Consider the following 15,878-nt stretch of genomic DNA (forward strand, 5'->3'; position numbering starts at 1 on the left):
CCCGCATAGCTTCGCCCCGATTGCAGCGGTCCGTCCGGACTGCTCGGCGCCATGACGGCGCAAGCGTTTCAACGCCGATCATGTTCTCAGTTTCAAACATCCCTGCGGTTGCGCCTCAAGCGCGACCCGCTTTCGCCGCGTCGACTGTCGTCAGGAGAAATTCACCGATGTCCGCCAAAAACATATCCTTGAACGGGAAGCTTGCGGCCACCTTCGCAGCCCTCATTCTTATTTTCGTCGCCGTTTCCGCCTTCGTTTATTCCAAGGCGACGGCGTCGGCCGCCGCCTCCGCCGAGCAGGAAAAGTCCGAGCTGCTCGTCAACCAGATCGACGATGCGCTGCAGGCGATGCTCGAGCAGGCCGTCAACCTGCGCGGCTTCATCCTCTTCCGCAGCGACAGCACCTATGGCGATGTCTTCGCCAACCGCGAGCGCATGCTGAAGGCGATCGCCGCCGCCAGGCAGACGGCCGCGGCAGAGCCGCAGCTGGTCGAGATGATCGACGGCATGCAGACGGCCGCCGACCTCTACTTCCATGAACTGGCCGAGCCGCAGACCAAGGCGCGCAAGGAAACCGACATGCCGATCGCCGACGTCGTCAAGATCGGCGTCAACGCCACCAAGGGTCAGCTCGACGGGTTCCGCCAGGCTTCGGCCAAGATCAAGGCCAGCGCCCGCGAAAAGTCCGAAGCGCTTGCTGAAATCCGCGCCGATGCCAACAGCGATCTGAAGACGACGCTGCTGGCCGGCGGTATCGTCGCCTCGTTTGCCGCCGCCGTGCTCGCCTGGCTGATGTCGCGCACCATCGTCCGCCCGATCGTCGGCATGACGAGCGCCATGGATCGCCTTGCCGGCGGTGAAAACGACATCGAGGTTCCGGCGACCGACCGCGGCGACGAAGTCGGCCGCATGGCCCAGTCTGTGCTGGTCTTCAAGCAGGCGGCGATCGAGAAGCTGCGTCTTGCCGGCGAGACCGACCGCATGCGCGGCGACGCCGAACGCCAGCGCCGGGCGACCGACGAGCAGAAGGCCCGCGAGGAAGGCGAGATCCGCCATGCCATCGACGCCTTGGCCGGCGGCCTTGCCGAGCTTGCCAATGGCGATATGGCCGGCCGTATCCAGACGCCGTTCGCGCCGCAATATGACAGCCTGCGCAATGACTTCAACCATGCCGTCGAAAAGCTGCAGGCAGCCCTGCAATCGGTCGGCCGCAACGCCTCGGCGATCAATGCCGGCGCCGGCGAAATCCGCTCGGCCGCCGACGATCTTGCCCACCGCACCGAACAGCAGGCCGCCGCCGTCGAACAGACCGCAGCAGCGCTCGAGCAGGTGACGACGACTGTCCGCGACAGCGCCAAGCGCGCCGAGGATGCCGGCAATCTCGTCGAGCGCACCCGCCTCGGCGCCGAAAAATCCGGCGAGGTCGTCCGCAGGGCCGTCTCGGCCATGCAGCAGATCGAAAAATCCTCGGGCGAAATCTCCAACATCATCGGCGTCATCGACGACATCGCCTTCCAGACCAACCTCTTGGCATTGAACGCCGGCGTCGAAGCCGCCCGTGCCGGCGATGCCGGCAAGGGTTTTGCCGTCGTTGCCCAGGAAGTGCGCGAACTCGCCCAGCGCTCGGCCAAGGCGGCGAAAGAGATCAAGGCGCTGATCACCACATCGGGCGAACAGGTCGTTGCCGGCGTTTCGCTTGTCGGCGAGACCGGCAAGGCGCTGGAAGCAATCGTCGCCGAGGTGCAGGAGATCAACCACCACGTCAGCGCGATCGTCACCGCCACCCGCGAACAGTCGATCGGCCTGCAGGAGATCAACACCGCCGTCAACAATATGGACCAGGGCACCCAGCAGAATGCGGCGATGGTCGAGGAGCAGACGGCGGCAAGCCATGCGCTCGCCCAGGAGGCAAACGCGCTGGACGAATTGCTGCACCAGTTCAAGCTCGGCCAGACCAGGCCGGATGCCGCACCGCGCGCCGCCGTTGCGAACGCCCGCCCGGTCGCTTCTCCGGCCCGCGCGCTCGCCAACAAGGTCACCAAGGCCTTCAGCGGCCGCCAGGCAAGTGCCGCGGTTGCGGTTCAGGAAGACTGGACGGAGTTCTGAGGGGGCGTTTCTGAGGAAGCGGATGTCAAACGACGAGGGTGGCGCAATGGATGCGCCGCCCTTTTTCGTTGAACGGGCCGATATCATAAACACGAAAAATGTAACGTTATCCGCTGTTTCGACGGCGAGTTTGGCTGAGGCATCTCTTCACTCTCCGTCATCCTCGGCCTTGAGCCGAGGATCCATGCCACCCGCACTGGTGGATGCGGTGTGGATGCTCGGCTCAAGGCCGAGCATGACGGAGGGTGGGGTGGCTGCTGGAGCAAGTATCGCGATGGGCGGCGGATTACGAAGTACCGCACAGGTCCGCGGCCCCCTCATCCGACCCTTCGGGCCACCTTCTCCCCGCCGGGGAGAAGGGGTGATGCCGCGACCTCTCGATTCCCTCTTCTCCCCAGCGGGGGTCCGAAGGACGGGTTGAGACCAGTGGCTCAACCCCGGTCGGTGCCCGTAGGGCGGATGAGGGGGCCTCACGGCACACCCTCACCAATCATTATCCAGCAACCCCGACCGCAACCCCGCGCCCAAGCGCCCGGAACACGGTCGAAACAATCCCGGCGCGATCCAGCCCGGCATGGGCGTTCATCGCCTCGGGTTTCGCCTGCTCCATCCAGATATCGGGCATCACAAGCGAGCGGATCTTCAGGCCGTTGTCGAGCAGGCCTTCGCTTGAGAGATATTGCATCACCTGGCTGCCGAAGCCGCCGACCGAGCCTTCCTCGACGGTGATCACCATCTCGTGGTGGCGGGCAAGCTGGCGGATCAGGTCGTGGTCGAGCGGCTTGGCGAAGCGGGCATCGGCAACCGTCGTCGAAAGGCCGGCGGCATCGAGATCTTCGGCGGCAAGCAGACAATCGGCAAGCCGGGTGCCGAAGGAGAGCAGCGCCACCTTGGTGCCTTCCTTGACGATGCGGCCCTTGCCGATCTGCAGGATTTCGCCGCGCACCGGCATGTCGACGCCGACACCTTCGCCGCGCGGATAGCGGAACGAGATCGGCCCGGCATCATAGGCGACAGCGGTGCGCACCATGTGCTTGAGTTCGGCCTCGTCGGCCGCCGCCATCACCACGAAGCCGGGCAGGGTGGTGAGGAAGGCGGTGTCGAAGGAGCCGGCATGCGTCGGCCCGTCGGCGCCGACGAAGCCGGCACGATCGATCGGAAAACGCACCGGCAGTCCCTGGATCGCCACATCGTGAACGACCTGGTCGTAGGCCCGCTGCAGGAAGGTGGAATAGAGCGCCGCGAACGGCTTGTATCCCTCGGCCGCAAGGCCGGCAGCGAAGGTGACGGCGTGCTGCTCGGCGATGCCGACATCGAAACAGCGCGACGGAAAGGCTTCGGCGAGCTTGTCGAGGCCGGTGCCGTTCGGCATGGCCGCGGTGATGCCGACGATCTTGTCGTCGAGGGTGGCTTCCTGCACCAGCGCTTCGGCAAAGACGCTGGTATAGCTCGGCGCATTCGGCTTGACCCTGGCCTGGGCGCCGGTGATGACGTCGAACTTGTTGACGCCGTGATATTTGTCGGCGGCAGCTTCGGCCGGCGGATAACCCTTGCCCTTCTGGGTGACCACATGGATCAGCACCGGTCCGCGCGCATTGTCGCGCACGTTGCGCAGCACCGGCAGCAGATGGTCGAAGGAATGCCCGTCGATCGGCCCGATATGATAAAAGCCCATCTCCTCGAACATGGTGCCGCCGGTGACGTAGCCGCGGGCATGCTCGACGGCGCGGGTGATGGCGCGATCGATATTCTTGCCGAGATAGGCCGTCAGCTTCTTGCCGAAGTCGCGGAAGCCCATATAGGTGCGGCCCGAGGCGAGGCGGGCGAGATAGGCGCTCATGGCGCCTGTCGGCGGCGCGATCGACATGTCGTTGTCGTTGAGAATGACGATGAGGCGCGCATCGAGCGCGCCGGCATTGTTCAGCGCCTCATAGGCCATGCCTGCCGACATCGCCCCGTCGCCGATGACGGCGATGACGCGCCGGTCGTTCTTGTCGAGATCGGCGGCGATCGCCATGCCGAGGCCGGCCGAGATCGAGGTCGAGGAATGCGCCGCCCCGAAGGGGTCGTATTCGCTCTCGGCCCGGCGGGTGAAGCCGGAAAGTCCGTCTTCCTGGCGCAGCGTGCGGATGCGGTCGCGTCGGCCGGTGAGGATCTTGTGCGGATAACATTGATGGCCGACATCGAAGATCAGCCGATCATCAGGCGTGTCGAAGACGCTGTGGATGGCGATCGTCAGCTCGACGACGCCGAGACCAGCGCCGAGATGGCCGCCGGTGCGCGACACCGCATCGATCATTTCGTCCCGGACTTCGCGGGCAAGCTGCGGCAGGTCGCGATCCTCAAGCTTGCGCAGGTCGGCGGGGTAAGTGACCTGATCGAGCAGGGGGGTCTTCGGCAGTTGTGTCACGGGCGGGCGCTCTTTCTTACTTTTCCTTGTACCGCTTTATTCGATTAGAACGAGGCAAAACAAGTGATTTTCAGGAACCGAAGGTTTTCACCTTAGAGCATGGCGGAAAAATGTGTGAGCGGTTTCGGGAGATATCACATTCTATTTCTGCGCGTTGCATTCGCCTGATCTTGCCCGGTTCCGCCCTGTTTTTCCGAACGGCGATCGAGCGCGCGAAGGCGCCGGCGAGCCGCTTGAATATGACACGGAATGGTAGCAGAGTTGCCGCGCTCACGGGGGAGACGGGCCATGGGAACGATTGTTGCAGCGCATGCCTATGTGAACAACGAGGTCGCCTATGTGGCCTGGGACATAGACGCCAAGATCGACGGATGCCTCGGGTTCGAGGTCGTTCGCGTCTATCTCGACGAACAGGGAAACGTGTCGAAAAGACCCGATGGCAGCGAGGACCGGGTGACGTGCGCCGCCTGGGTCGCCTTCAAGGGACAGCGCAATCCGCATTGGCTGCCGCAGACGACATCGCTCTGGCCGGTGCAGAAGCTCTCCTGGCGCGACTTGACGCTGCGCAAGCGGCGCAACGAAATGAAACGGCGGCCGGACGAGGTGCGGGTGCGTTACGAGATCCGTCCGCTCGGCGATTTGAAGCCGGGCATGCAGGCTGCGCCCGATCCGACGCCTGCGCTTGTCGAGATCAACAAGCGGGACGCCAACGGCAAACCGATCGAGAAGGCAGGCGGCACCTTTGAGAAAGTCGCGGTCAAGGCCTATGACGGGCCGCCGCGGCCGCTCGGTTATCTCGGGCCGGCCGTCGCCTCCAACCCTGTCCATGTGACGCGCAAGCGCGGCCAGTTCGAGTCCACCTTCACCAATGGCATTCTCGCCGCCCAGTGGTTGCGCAACGTCCTGCTCGAGGACGGGGTGAAACAGCCGAACGAGCTGATCGACATGATTTCCACTCCGTCGAACGGCATCCGCAAATATCTTGCCGGCGATGTCATTCCGATGCTCAAGGAATTCATGAATGCGCCGGGCCGTTTTCTCCTCGCGCTTTACGAGCTGGAGGACGAGGAACTGCTGGAGCTGCTGCTTGCCAACAAGGACAGGCTGCGCATCATCCTCGCCAATACCGGAAAGGTCGGGGATGCCTGGGATGTGCGCAATGCGCCTGCCCGCAAGGCGCTGATCGATGCAGGCGTCGAGATCCACCACCGGATGTTCAACAATTCGAGCCAGATCGGCCACAACAAATTCGTCGTGCACCTACCGCCGGATGGCACCGAGCGCAGCGTTTTCACCGGCAGCACCAACTGGACGGCGACCGGACTTGCCGGCCAATCCAACAACGCGCTGATCGTCAGGAACGACGCGGTCGCCGCGGCCTATCTCGCTTATTGGGGGCGGATGCTGGAAGACAATGCGACGCTGGAAGCGCCCGTCGAATTCGATGACGGCATGCCCGACAACCAGCAGAGCAAGAAATTCCGCCGCTCCAACGAGACGCCTTCCATTATACCCACAGGCAACGGGGCTTCGCTTGAAACCTGGTTCTCACCGAACATGCAAAGCCGCCGAAAAGGCAAGGCAATTCCGCCCGACCTTCGCGAGGTCTATCGCATGATGCGCCGTGCCGAGCATGCGGTGCTGTTTCTTGCCTTCTATCCCGGTCAGTCGGGCAAGGATTGCATCGTCGGCGAGGCGATCGATATCGGCCTCAAGGATCAGAAGCTGATCGTCACCGGCGCCGTTTCCAGCCCGCAGGCCATGCCCAATTACGTCCCCGGCAAGGACAACGATCCCGACGATCCGGATGACGATGAAGAGGGCGTCTCGCCCCATACCTTCGACGAGGCCAATGTTTCGATCGTCCGGGCGTCGCGCATCGATGACCGCCAGTTGCTGGCGGATTTCGGCGCGGAGGAACTGACGGCCAAGAAGGTGGGCGCCATCATTCACGACAAGGTTCTGGTGATCGATCCTCTGTCGGACGAGTGCGTCGTCGTCCTCGGCAGCCACAATCTCGGCTTCAAGGCCTCCTACGCCAATGACGAAAACATGCTGATCGTCAAAGGCGACCGGGCGCTGGCCGAGGCCTATGCCGTCCACATCCTCGATGTCTATGACCACTATCGCTTCCGCGCCGTCGAGGCCGAATTGAAGCGCCAGGGCAAGAAGGGCTGGTCGGGCTTTCTCAACGTCGACGACAGCTGGCAGGATGGCTATGTCAACCGCACGAAGGGTGCGCTGACGCGCTATTTCGCGGCGGGTTGAAATTCGGAGGCAAGTGACCGGCGGCGGCCGATCATTGCCGCCGTCAGCCTTCCGGCAAAGGCACGAATTCCTCTTCGTCGCCGGGGACGATATCGAAGCGGCCGCTGCGCCATTCCTCCTTGGCTTTTTCGATCCGCTCCTTCGAGGAGGAAACGAAATTCCACCAGATATAGCGTTTCGAATTCAGCGCCGCACCGCCGAACAGCATCAGATGACAGCCGTCGCTGCCGGCTTCGAGCGTGATCGGATCGCCCGGCCGGAAGACCAGCAGCTGATCGGCGGCGAAGCGGTCGCCTGAGATGACGACCTCGCCTGACAGTACGTAGACGGCGCGCTCTTCATGTGCTGCGCCGAAAGGAAACTTGGCGCCCGGCTGCAGGCTGAGATCAACATAAAGCGTGTCGGAGAAAACCCCGACCGGCGATGTCATGCCTTCGAACGAGCCGATGACCACGCGCCCGCGCACGCCTGCAGTCTCGATCAGCGGCATGTCTGACTTTTCCGTATGGGCGAAGGAAGGATCGATCTCTTCCTTGTCGTCGGGCAGCGCCAACCAGGTCTGCAGCCCCGACATCAGCAGCGGATGGCCGCGCAGATTGTCGGGCGTGCGCTCCGAATGCACGATGCCGCGGCCTGCCGTCATCAGGTTGATATCGCCGGGACGGATGACCTTTTCGGTGCCGAGGCTGTCGCGATGGCGGATCTCGCCGTCGAAGAGATAGGTGACCGTCGACAGCCCGATATGCGGATGCGGTTTTACGTCGAGCGCTTCATTCGGCTTCAGGATCGCCGGTCCCATGCGGTCGAAGAAGATGAACGGCCCGACCAGCCGCCGCTGCCGCGTCGGCAGCGCCCGCCGCACCTGGAAGCCGCCGATATCGCTGGTGCGCGGAATGATCAGGTTCTCGATCGCATCACAGGCGAAGGCATCGCCGGGCAGCGGATCTTTACCGGGAAAGAAGGACATGATGGAACTCTCCGATCTGAGGCGCCGCTGCAGCAGTTTGAACGATGCAGCTTTGCACTGCCCACAGATAGCGCTTGGAGCGCCGCGCGTCCAATCGGGCGCTGAGCCCGCCCTATTCAGATCGCCGTAAAACCGTTGTCGACGAAGAGATGGGCGCCGTTGACGAAATTCGACTCGTCGCTGGCGAGGTAAAGGGCGGCCCGGGCCACGTCTTCGGGTTCGCCGATCCGACCCTGCTGCGCGGCGATAGCGGCGTCCGAAACGTCGACGCCGAGCGCCTGCAGGTCGGCCACCTCGCGCAGGCCGTGCGGCGTGCGGATGAAGCCGGGGCAGACGGCGTTGCAGCGGATGTTGCGGTCGCGAAATTCCACCGCGATGGCGCGGGCAAACATGTGCACGGCGCCCTTGGTCGTATCGTAAAGCACTTCCATCGGCGTGGCGGCGACCGCCGAGATCGACGAGGTGCAGACGATCGACCCGCCGCCCGCGGCAATCATTTTCGGCAGCACCGCCTTGGTCATCAGGAACATCGAGCGCACATTGACGGCGTGCAGCCAGTCCCATTCCTGGAGCGTCGTTTCCAGGAAGGGTTTGATGACGATCGTGCCGGCGTGGTTGAAGAGCACGGTGACAGCGCCGTAACGGTCCTCGACGCCGGCGACGGCTGAATTGACCGCCTCTTCATCGGAGACATCGGCCGTCCAGCAGTCGGCCTCGCCGCCGGCATCACGGATCTGCTTGACGGTCTCATCAGCCGCCTGGCCGTTGCGGTCGATGATCGCGACACGCGCGCCTTCCGCCGCAAAGAGCTTCGAGGCTGCACCGCCCATACCGGTCGCGCCGCCCGAGATGATGGCGACCTTGCCCTTCAATCTGTCCGTCATTTTTCTGACCCCTCATGATATTGGAACGGGATCATAGATCGGCCGCCAGCCGATCGCCAAGCGCCAAAAGGCAGCTTTAGCGACTTGTTTTCATGCATGTCTTTATCCCGGAACCGCCGCACACTTCCGGGCGACATGCATCAAGCCTCAGGCCCCGTCGAGCGGTTCGACGCCCTGCGGCTTGCCGGCGCGGTCGAGCCTGATCTTCTCGATGCGGTTTTCGGCGGCCGAAAGCAGCGTCTCGCAATGTTTCTTCAGCGCTTCGCCGCGCTCATAGATCTCGATCGATTCATCCAGCGCCACGTCGCCGCGTTCCAGCCGGGCGACGATGCTTTCGAGTTCGGCGACCGCCTTTTCGAAGGAAAGCCCGGATACCTCCGGCTTGGCGCTGTCAGTCATTCTCAACCCTTCATCATTCGCAGAATATGCATGCCCGCCGATTCGGCGAGCCCCTCGAGATCATAACCGCCTTCGAGCAGGCTGACGACCCGGTTCTTCGCGTGCCGGTCGGCCAGTTCGAGCACGCGGCCGGTCGCCCAGTCGAAATCCTCGCCCGTCAGGTTGATCTGCGCTAAGGGATCGCGGTGATGCGCGTCGAAGCCCGCGGAGATGATGATGAGATCCGGCCGGAAATCGGCGACGGCCGGCAGCACGCGCGATTTGAACGCCTCGCGGAAATGGTCGCTGCCGACATTCGGCGAAAGCGGCGCATTGACGATGGTGTTGTGCTTGCCCTTCTCGTCCTTGGCGCCGCTACCGGGATAAAGCGGCATCTGATGCGTCGAGCAGAACAGCACCGAAGGGTCGTCCCAGAATATATCCTGGGTGCCGTTGCCGTGGTGCACGTCCCAGTCGATGATGGCGACGCGCTCGGCGCCATGTCGCTTCTGCGCATGGCGGGCGGCGATCGCCGCATTGTTGAAGAAGCAGAAGCCCATCGCCGTCATCTTCTCGGCATGGTGGCCCGGCGGACGGGCGGCGACGAAGACATTGTCGGCGGCGCCTGAGAAGACGTCGTCCACCGCCGCCATCGCCCCGCCGATGCCGGTCAGCGCCGCCTGCAGGCTCTTTTGGCTGGCATAGGTATCGGCTTCGAGCTGGTTGATGCGGTCTTCTTCGTCGGGGATCTCCCGCATGACGGCTGTCAGATGCTCTTCCGGATGGGCCAGCAGCACCGCATCCTCGCTTGCTTCAGGCGCCTGCCGACGCTCCAGCCGCTCGAAATTCGGATGTTCGAGTGCGACATTGATGGCGCGGATTCTGTCCGATCGCTCCGGATGACCGGCGGGCGTGACATGTTCCAGGAAGATCGGATGCTCATAAAGACGGGTGCTCATGGAGACACTCTATCGGTCGCTTATGTCATGTTCCACAGCAGATGGGGCATCGCCCGACGATTTCAACAAGCGCGCCTGCGCCCCATCTCGCCGCCGCCGGCATTATAAATTCCTGTCATCTCAGCGGTTTACTTCGAAAAACCCCGTGCTACTGTCGTCAACGGGGAATTTTGTAGGCAGAGTTGTTGATGAGTCAGTCGAAACGCCCGGGTGTAACGGAAATACATGTGCCGTTTCGCGATGTCGATATGACCGGCCAGATGTTTCTGGCCTCCTATATTTCCTATGCCGAGTCCGTCATTGCGAGCTTCTGGTTAGCGCGGCCCGAGGTCGAGGGCGAACCGGTCTATATCGCCAGCAAGATTACCTGCGTTCTCCACCGCCCGCTGCATTACGACGAGCCGGCCCTTTTTACCGCCGCCGTCGACAAGATCGGCGTGCGCTCCATCGGCTTCATCGTCTCGATCGATACAGGGGAGGAACGCGCCGCCGAGGTGGAGATCATCTGGCAGGCCCGCGCCCAGGAGGATCAGCAGCCGGTGTCGCTGCCGGAGGAGACGCGGGACTGGCTTTATGGGTTCTTGGATTAGGAGATCCTATCTCGCCGCCATACTTGCCACCAGATCGCTGAACCTTTCTCCCTGAATGCCGACATGTGTTCGCAGCAGGCGGCGGGCTTCATCTCCATCGCCGGCGAAGATCGCATCGACGATGGCGCAATGTTCCGAAAAGGAGGTCGACAGGCGATTGCGTACCCGCAGCTGGAGACGGCGATAGGGGCGCAGGCGTCGATGCAATTGCACGCATTGCTCCTGCAGAAAATCGCTTCGGCTTGCGGCGTAGATGGCCTTATGGAATTCCTCATTGTCGTAGTAATAGGCATCGCTGTCGCCGGCGGCGGCGGACTGCTCGCAGCGGCTGTGGGTGGCGGTGATCGCTTCCCGGGAGGTCTTGTCCAACCGGCGTGCGGCGAGCGCTCCCGCAAGGCCCTCGAGCTCCGCCATCACCTCGAACATCTCGTAAATGCGGTGCGGCCCTGGATCGATCACGACAGCGCCCCGGCGCGGCCGGATTTCTATCAATCCGATCGCGTCTAACTGCATCAAAGCTTCGCGCACCGGCGTTCGCGACACGCCGAAACGATTGGCAAGCACGGTTTCATCCAGCCGTTCGCCGGGCGCGAACTCGTAGGAAAGTATTGCATTTTCAATCTCATCCCGTAGCCACCGGCCGACATTCTCGGACATGTCTCTCGTATCCTTCATACATAAATGGCATTCTTGTATACAAGATTGTTGACTTCGTGTACGAAGAATGACAACCTACATACTACAGACGAAGCCCTTTGATGGGAAGCAGGGTCCAAGGCGCGCATAATGCGGCCGGCCTTCAGGAGAGGGGAGAATGGCATGCCTGAAGCTTCTTTCTTCACCGACATGCTGCAAAGCATTACCGATCACGGACGCCAGCTTCTGTTTTCCGGCTCGCGCAACACCCAGGCCGCAGCCAAAGCCGATCTGCAGACTCTCTGCGAGATGCTGTTGTCGAGCCGGGGTGAAGCATCCGGCATGGCCCTTGCGGCCGAGATACTCGATCGCTGGGGCGGGCTCGAAAGCGCGGGCGCGCAGCAATTCTTCCATATGCTTCACGAAACGTTCGGGCCCGACACGGTGCGGCTCGACCAGGCGATGGAAAATTACCGCACTGACAAAAGCTCTGGCGCCGTCATCGCGCTCCATCAGGCCGCGGAGCCGCGGCGGCAGGAGCTCCTGCGCCGCTTGAATCAGGCGCCGAACGGCACCGCCAGGCTGGTCCGCATGCGTCAGCAGCTGCTTGCTTCCAAGGACCGGTCCGAAGCCTATCACGCGCTCGATGCCGATTTCACGCATCTGTTCGGCTCCTGGTTCAATCGTGGCTTTCTGACGCTGCGGCCGATCGACTGGTCGACGCCGGCAAACATCCTCGAAAAGATCATCAAATACGAGGCCGTGCATGAGATCGCCAGCTGGGAGGAGTTGCGCCGCCGACTGGCGCCGGCCGATCGTCGATGCTTTGCCTTTTTCCATCCCCGATTGGCCGAAGAACCGCTGGTGTTCGTCGAGGTGGCGCTCACCCGATCCGTGCCCAACGCGATCGCAGATGTCCTCGACGAGGGGAGGGAGCAGATCAATGCCGATGAGGCGACGACGGCTGTCTTCTATTCGATCTCCAACTGCCAGGATGGCCTGCGCGGAATCTCGTTCGGCAATTTCCTGATCAAGCAGGTCGTGGAAGACCTGCGCCGGGACCTGCCGGGCCTGAAGAATTTCGTCACGCTGTCGCCTGTCCCGGGCTTTGCCCGCTGGCTTGCCAAGGCGCGCGATCCGGCCGGCGGCCGGTCCTTGTCCAAGGCGGCCCTGGAAACGCTGAGCCTGCTGGACGACCCGAACTGGCCCGACAAGGAGAAGAGCAGGGCCGAATTGGAGCGCGTGCTGCTGCCGCTTGCAGCGCGCTACTTCCTGAGCGAACGAACGCCGGAGGGCCGCCCGGTCGATCCCGTCGCCCGCTTCCATCTCGGCAACGGCGCCCGGCTTGAAAGAGTGAATTTTCTTGGCGACCGGTCGCCGAAGGCAGTCCAGCAGGCCCACGGCCTGATGGTCAACTACCTCTATAAGCTCGACGACATCGTGGCCAATCACGAGGCCTTAGCGCAGCGCGGCGAAGTGATCGCCTCGCCAGCCGTCAAAAGCCTGCTCAACCAGAATGACGACGGCCGTCGCGGCGGCAACGGCCAGCAAGGCTCTCGAGCCTTCGCGCAGATCATGAACTCAACGCTTGGAGGAGGGCGAAAGTGAGCAACCATCTTTTCGACGCCATGCGGGCCGCTGCGCCCGGCAACGCACCGTTCATGCGGGTCGGCGGCGCTCAGACTTGGACCTATGGCGACGCTTTTGCCCTTTCCGGTCGCATTGCCAGCGCGATGGACACGCTCGGCATTCGCCCCGGCGACCGGGTTGCGGTGCAGGTCGAGAAAAGCGCCGAGGCATTGATCCTTTACCTCGCCTGCCTGCGAAGCGGCGCGGTCTACCTGCCGCTCAACACCGCCTATACGCTGGCCGAGCTTGATTACTTCATAGGCGACGCCGAGCCGCGTCTGGTGGTGGTTGCCTCGGCTGCGCGGGAGGGCGTGGAGAAAATCGCCAGGCAGTACGGCGCGATCGTCGAAACGCTCGACGCGGACGGCAGCGGCTCGTTGCTCGATCTGGCGCGTGACGAGCCGGCCGACTTTGTCGACGCCTCGCGCTCGGCCGATGATCTGGCCGCGATCCTCTACACCTCGGGAACGACGGGACGGTCCAAAGGGGCGATGCTCACGCATGGGAACCTGCTCTCGAACGCTCTGACCTTGCGAGACTACTGGCGTGTCATCGCCGACGATCGGTTGATCCATGCCTTGCCGATCTTCCACACACACGGGCTGTTCGTCGCCACCAACGTCACGCTGCTCGCCGGCGCCTCGATGTTCCTGCTGTCGAAGTTCGACGCCGAGGAGGTCGTTTCCCTGATGCCGCAGGCAACCATGCTGATGGGCGTGCCGACCTTCTATGTCCGCCTCCTGCAAAGCCCGCGCTTCGGCAAAGAGGCGGCAGCCAGCATCCGCCTGTTCGTTTCCGGCTCGGCGCCGCTGCTTGCAGAAACACATAGCCAGTTCCAGGCGCGGACCGGCCACGCGATTCTCGAGCGCTACGGCATGACGGAGACCAATATGAACACCTCAAACCCCTATGAGGGCAAACGCGTCGCCGGCACGGTCGGCCTGCCGCTGCCTGATGTGACGGTGCGCGTCACCGATCCCGCCACGGGACAGGTGCTGCCGGCTGAACAAACCGGCATGATCGAGATCAAGGGACCGAACGTCTTCAAGGGCTATTGGCGCATGCCGGAAAAGACCGCGGCCGAGTTCACCGCGGACGGCTTCTTCATCAGCGGCGACCTCGGCAAGATCGACCAAGACGGCTACGTGCACATCGTCGGCCGCGGCAAGGATCTGGTGATCTCGGGTGGATACAACATCTATCCGAAAGAGGTCGAGAGCGAGATCGACCAGATCGAGGGCGTCGTCGAGAGCGCCGTGATTGGCGTGCCGCATCCCGATTTTGGAGAAGGCGTAACGGCCGTCGTCGTCTGCAAGCCCGGCGCCGGCTTGGATGAAAAGAGCATTGTCAGCGCCCTTCAGGAGCGTCTCGCGCGCTATAAGCAGCCCAAACGCATCATTTTCGCCGAGGACCTGCCGCGCAACACGATGGGCAAGGTTCAAAAGAACATCCTGCGGCAGCAATACGCCGATCTTTACACCGGGACGTAAGACGACCGCCCTCTGGGAGGAGGGCGCGTCGTTATCCGCATCAATAAAGCAAACAGCAGCGACGGCGCCGGAGGCGTCGGAGGGAGGGGAATCATGGGTATTGAAATTCTGGCCATAGGCCTGCTGGTCGCCATGTTCATCATTGCGACGATCCAGCCGATCAACATGGGCGCGCTCGCCTTTGCCGGCGCCTTCGTGCTTGGCTCCATGACCATCGGTATGAAAACCACCGACATTTTTGCGGGCTTTCCGAGTGACCTGTTCCTGACGCTCGTCGCCGTCACCTACCTCTTCGCCATCGCGCAGATCAACGGCACCATCGACTGGCTGGTCGAATGCGCCGTCCGCCTGGTGCGTGGACACATAGGCTTGATCCCCTGGGTGATGTTCCTCGTTGCCGCCGTCATTACCGGTTTCGGCGCTCTTGGGCCTGCCGCCGTCGCCATCCTTGCGCCGGTCGCGCTGAGCTTTGCCATCCAGTACCGCATTCACCCCGTCATGATGGGCCTGATGGTGATCCACGGCGCACAAGCGGGTGGCTTTTCGCCAATCAGCATCTATGGCGGCATCACCAACCAGATCGTCGCGAAGGCCGGCCTGCCTTTCGCTCCGACCTCCTTGTTTCTCTCCAGCTTTTTCTTCAACCTGGCGATCGCGGTGCTGGTCTTCTTCGTTTTCGGCGGCGCAAAGGTCATGCGGCAGGTGCCCGCATCGTCCTTTGGCCCCTTGCCGGAACTGCATCCCGAGGGCGTGTCGGCGTCGATCAGAGGTCACGGCGGCACGCCGGCAAAACCCATCCGCGACCATGCCTATGGCACGGCGGCCGATACCGCTGCGACGCTGCGCCTGAACAATGAGAGAATTACCACCCTGATCGGCCTGACGGCGCTCGGCATCGGCGCCCTGGTTTTCAAGTTCAATGTCGGCCTCGTCGCCATGACCGTCGCCGTCGCCCTCGCGCTATTGTCCCCGAAAACCCAGAAGGCGGCTATCGACAAGGTCAGCTGGTCGACCGTGCTGCTGATCGCCGGCATCATCACCTATGTCGGCGTCATGGAGAAGGCCGGTACGGTCGATTACGTGGCGAACGGCATATCCAGCCTCGGCATGCCGTTGCTGGTGGCACTGCTGCTTTGCTTTACCGGTGCCATCGTCTCGGCCTTTGCATCCTCGACCGCCCTGCTCGGCGCGATCATCCCGCTTGCCGTGCCGTTCCTCATGCAGGGCCATGTCAGCGCCATCGGCGTGGTCGCCGCCATCGCGATCTCGACGACGATCGTCGATACCAGCCCGTTCTCCACCAATGGCGCGCTTGTGGTCGCCAATGCCCCGGATGACAGCCGGGAGCAGGTGCTCAGGCAATTGCTGATCTACAGCGCGCTGATCGCCATCATCGGCCCGATCGTCGCCTGGCTGGTGTTCGTCGTGCCGGGGCTGGTTTGACGACGGGCAGCCGCACCCATTGCTTGACGCCGCGGGGCATCACCCGTGGCGTCAAGATATCCACGTGGTGCGCGGGCATTCCAAGTTCCATGCATTTCCCGGCTGGAAGGCGCCAGTCG

At 62.9% G+C, this 15,878-nt stretch carries 12 protein-coding genes; 6 read left to right on the forward strand and 6 right to left on the reverse strand.

Annotated elements, in window-relative coordinates; genetic code table 11:
* Positions 1-167 precede the first annotated feature (167 nt).
* The gene (locus tag CO657_RS02895; RefSeq protein WP_054181461.1) at positions 168-2,105 is read left to right on the forward strand and encodes a methyl-accepting chemotaxis protein; all 1,938 of its coding nucleotides are present in this window, start codon (positions 168-170) and stop codon (positions 2,103-2,105) included.
* A gap of 493 nt (positions 2,106-2,598) precedes the next feature.
* Here the strand turns inward: CO657_RS02895 and dxs are convergent, their stop codons facing one another.
* Positions 2,599-4,515, reverse strand: a complete 1,917-nt coding sequence (dxs, locus tag CO657_RS02905) for a 1-deoxy-D-xylulose-5-phosphate synthase (RefSeq protein ID WP_054181462.1) — start codon at positions 4,513-4,515, stop codon at positions 2,599-2,601.
* 288 nt (positions 4,516-4,803) lie between these two features.
* On the opposite strand from dxs, the gene CO657_RS02910 reads away from it, so the two are divergent.
* A complete protein-coding gene (locus tag CO657_RS02910; RefSeq protein ID WP_054181463.1) occupies positions 4,804-6,783 on the forward strand; it encodes a phospholipase D-like domain-containing protein in 1,980 nt (659 codons plus the stop codon).
* A gap of 43 nt (positions 6,784-6,826) precedes the next feature.
* On the opposite strand, the gene CO657_RS02915 is transcribed toward CO657_RS02910, so the two are convergent.
* The 4 genes from CO657_RS02915 to CO657_RS02930 form a co-directional block, all read right to left on the reverse strand.
* Positions 6,827-7,750 carry a pirin family protein gene (locus CO657_RS02915; RefSeq protein ID WP_012556788.1) on the reverse strand — a complete coding sequence of 308 codons (924 nt, stop codon included), beginning with the start codon at positions 7,748-7,750 and terminating at the stop codon, positions 6,827-6,829.
* 116 nt (positions 7,751-7,866) lie between these two features.
* Positions 7,867-8,634, reverse strand: a complete 768-nt coding sequence (locus tag CO657_RS02920; RefSeq protein WP_054181464.1) for an SDR family NAD(P)-dependent oxidoreductase — start codon at positions 8,632-8,634, stop codon at positions 7,867-7,869.
* Between the two features lie 147 nt (positions 8,635-8,781).
* A complete protein-coding gene (locus CO657_RS02925; RefSeq protein ID WP_003545921.1) occupies positions 8,782-9,033 on the reverse strand; it encodes an exodeoxyribonuclease VII small subunit in 252 nt (83 codons plus the stop codon).
* 2 nt (positions 9,034-9,035) lie between these two features.
* Positions 9,036-9,971, reverse strand: coding sequence for a histone deacetylase family protein (locus tag CO657_RS02930; RefSeq protein WP_003588155.1), 936 nt, complete (start codon positions 9,969-9,971; stop codon positions 9,036-9,038).
* A gap of 188 nt (positions 9,972-10,159) precedes the next feature.
* Between CO657_RS02930 and CO657_RS02935 the strand changes: the two genes are divergently transcribed.
* A complete protein-coding gene (locus CO657_RS02935; RefSeq protein WP_054181465.1) occupies positions 10,160-10,561 on the forward strand; it encodes an acyl-CoA thioesterase in 402 nt (133 codons plus the stop codon).
* Between the two features lie 6 nt (positions 10,562-10,567).
* On the opposite strand, the gene CO657_RS02940 is transcribed toward CO657_RS02935, so the two are convergent.
* Positions 10,568-11,218, reverse strand: a complete 651-nt coding sequence (locus CO657_RS02940; RefSeq protein WP_054181466.1) for a GntR family transcriptional regulator — start codon at positions 11,216-11,218, stop codon at positions 10,568-10,570.
* Between the two features lie 162 nt (positions 11,219-11,380).
* Here CO657_RS02940 and CO657_RS02945 point away from each other — a divergent pair, with 162 nt between their 5' ends.
* The 3 genes from CO657_RS02945 to CO657_RS02955 all read left to right on the forward strand — a co-directional run bounded on the left by CO657_RS02945 (position 11,381) and on the right by CO657_RS02955 (position 15,759).
* Complete coding sequence (locus tag CO657_RS02945; protein WP_054181467.1) at positions 11,381-12,805, forward strand: malonyl-CoA decarboxylase; 1,425 nt, start codon at positions 11,381-11,383, stop codon at positions 12,803-12,805.
* Positions 12,802-14,316 carry a malonate--CoA ligase gene (locus CO657_RS02950; RefSeq protein ID WP_054181468.1) on the forward strand — a complete coding sequence of 505 codons (1,515 nt, stop codon included), beginning with the start codon at positions 12,802-12,804 and terminating at the stop codon, positions 14,314-14,316. The genes CO657_RS02945 and CO657_RS02950 overlap by 4 nt, the downstream gene beginning before the upstream one ends.
* Positions 14,317-14,409: 93 nt before the next feature.
* On the forward strand, positions 14,410-15,759 hold the full coding sequence (locus CO657_RS02955) for an SLC13 family permease (protein WP_003588149.1): 1,350 nt from the start codon (positions 14,410-14,412) through the stop codon (positions 15,757-15,759).
* The last annotated feature ends 119 nt before the right edge of the window (positions 15,760-15,878 follow it).

The organism is Rhizobium acidisoli, from assembly GCF_002531755.2.
GTDB lineage: Bacteria > Pseudomonadota > Alphaproteobacteria > Rhizobiales > Rhizobiaceae > Rhizobium > Rhizobium acidisoli.

What these genes read in the sequence shown, in the direction of transcription:
- CO657_RS02895 (WP_054181461.1), top strand. Translation starts at nt 168, where the DNA reads ATGTCCGCCAAAAACATATCCTTGAACGGGAAGCTTGCGGCCACCTTC.
- CO657_RS02910 (WP_054181463.1), top strand. Translation starts at nt 4,804, where the DNA reads ATGGGAACGATTGTTGCAGCGCATGCCTATGTGAACAACGAGGTCGCC.
- CO657_RS02915 (WP_012556788.1), bottom strand. Translation starts at nt 7,750, where the DNA reads ATGTCCTTCTTTCCCGGTAAAGATCCGCTGCCCGGCGATGCCTTCGCC.
- CO657_RS02920 (WP_054181464.1), bottom strand. Translation starts at nt 8,634, where the DNA reads ATGACGGACAGATTGAAGGGCAAGGTCGCCATCATCTCGGGCGGCGCG.
- CO657_RS02925 (WP_003545921.1), bottom strand. Translation starts at nt 9,033, where the DNA reads ATGACTGACAGCGCCAAGCCGGAGGTATCCGGGCTTTCCTTCGAAAAG.
- CO657_RS02930 (WP_003588155.1), bottom strand. Translation starts at nt 9,971, where the DNA reads ATGAGCACCCGTCTTTATGAGCATCCGATCTTCCTGGAACATGTCACG.
- CO657_RS02935 (WP_054181465.1), top strand. Translation starts at nt 10,160, where the DNA reads ATGAGTCAGTCGAAACGCCCGGGTGTAACGGAAATACATGTGCCGTTT.
- CO657_RS02940 (WP_054181466.1), bottom strand. Translation starts at nt 11,218, where the DNA reads ATGTCCGAGAATGTCGGCCGGTGGCTACGGGATGAGATTGAAAATGCA.
- CO657_RS02945 (WP_054181467.1), top strand. Translation starts at nt 11,381, where the DNA reads ATGCCTGAAGCTTCTTTCTTCACCGACATGCTGCAAAGCATTACCGAT.
- CO657_RS02955 (WP_003588149.1), top strand. Translation starts at nt 14,410, where the DNA reads ATGGGTATTGAAATTCTGGCCATAGGCCTGCTGGTCGCCATGTTCATC.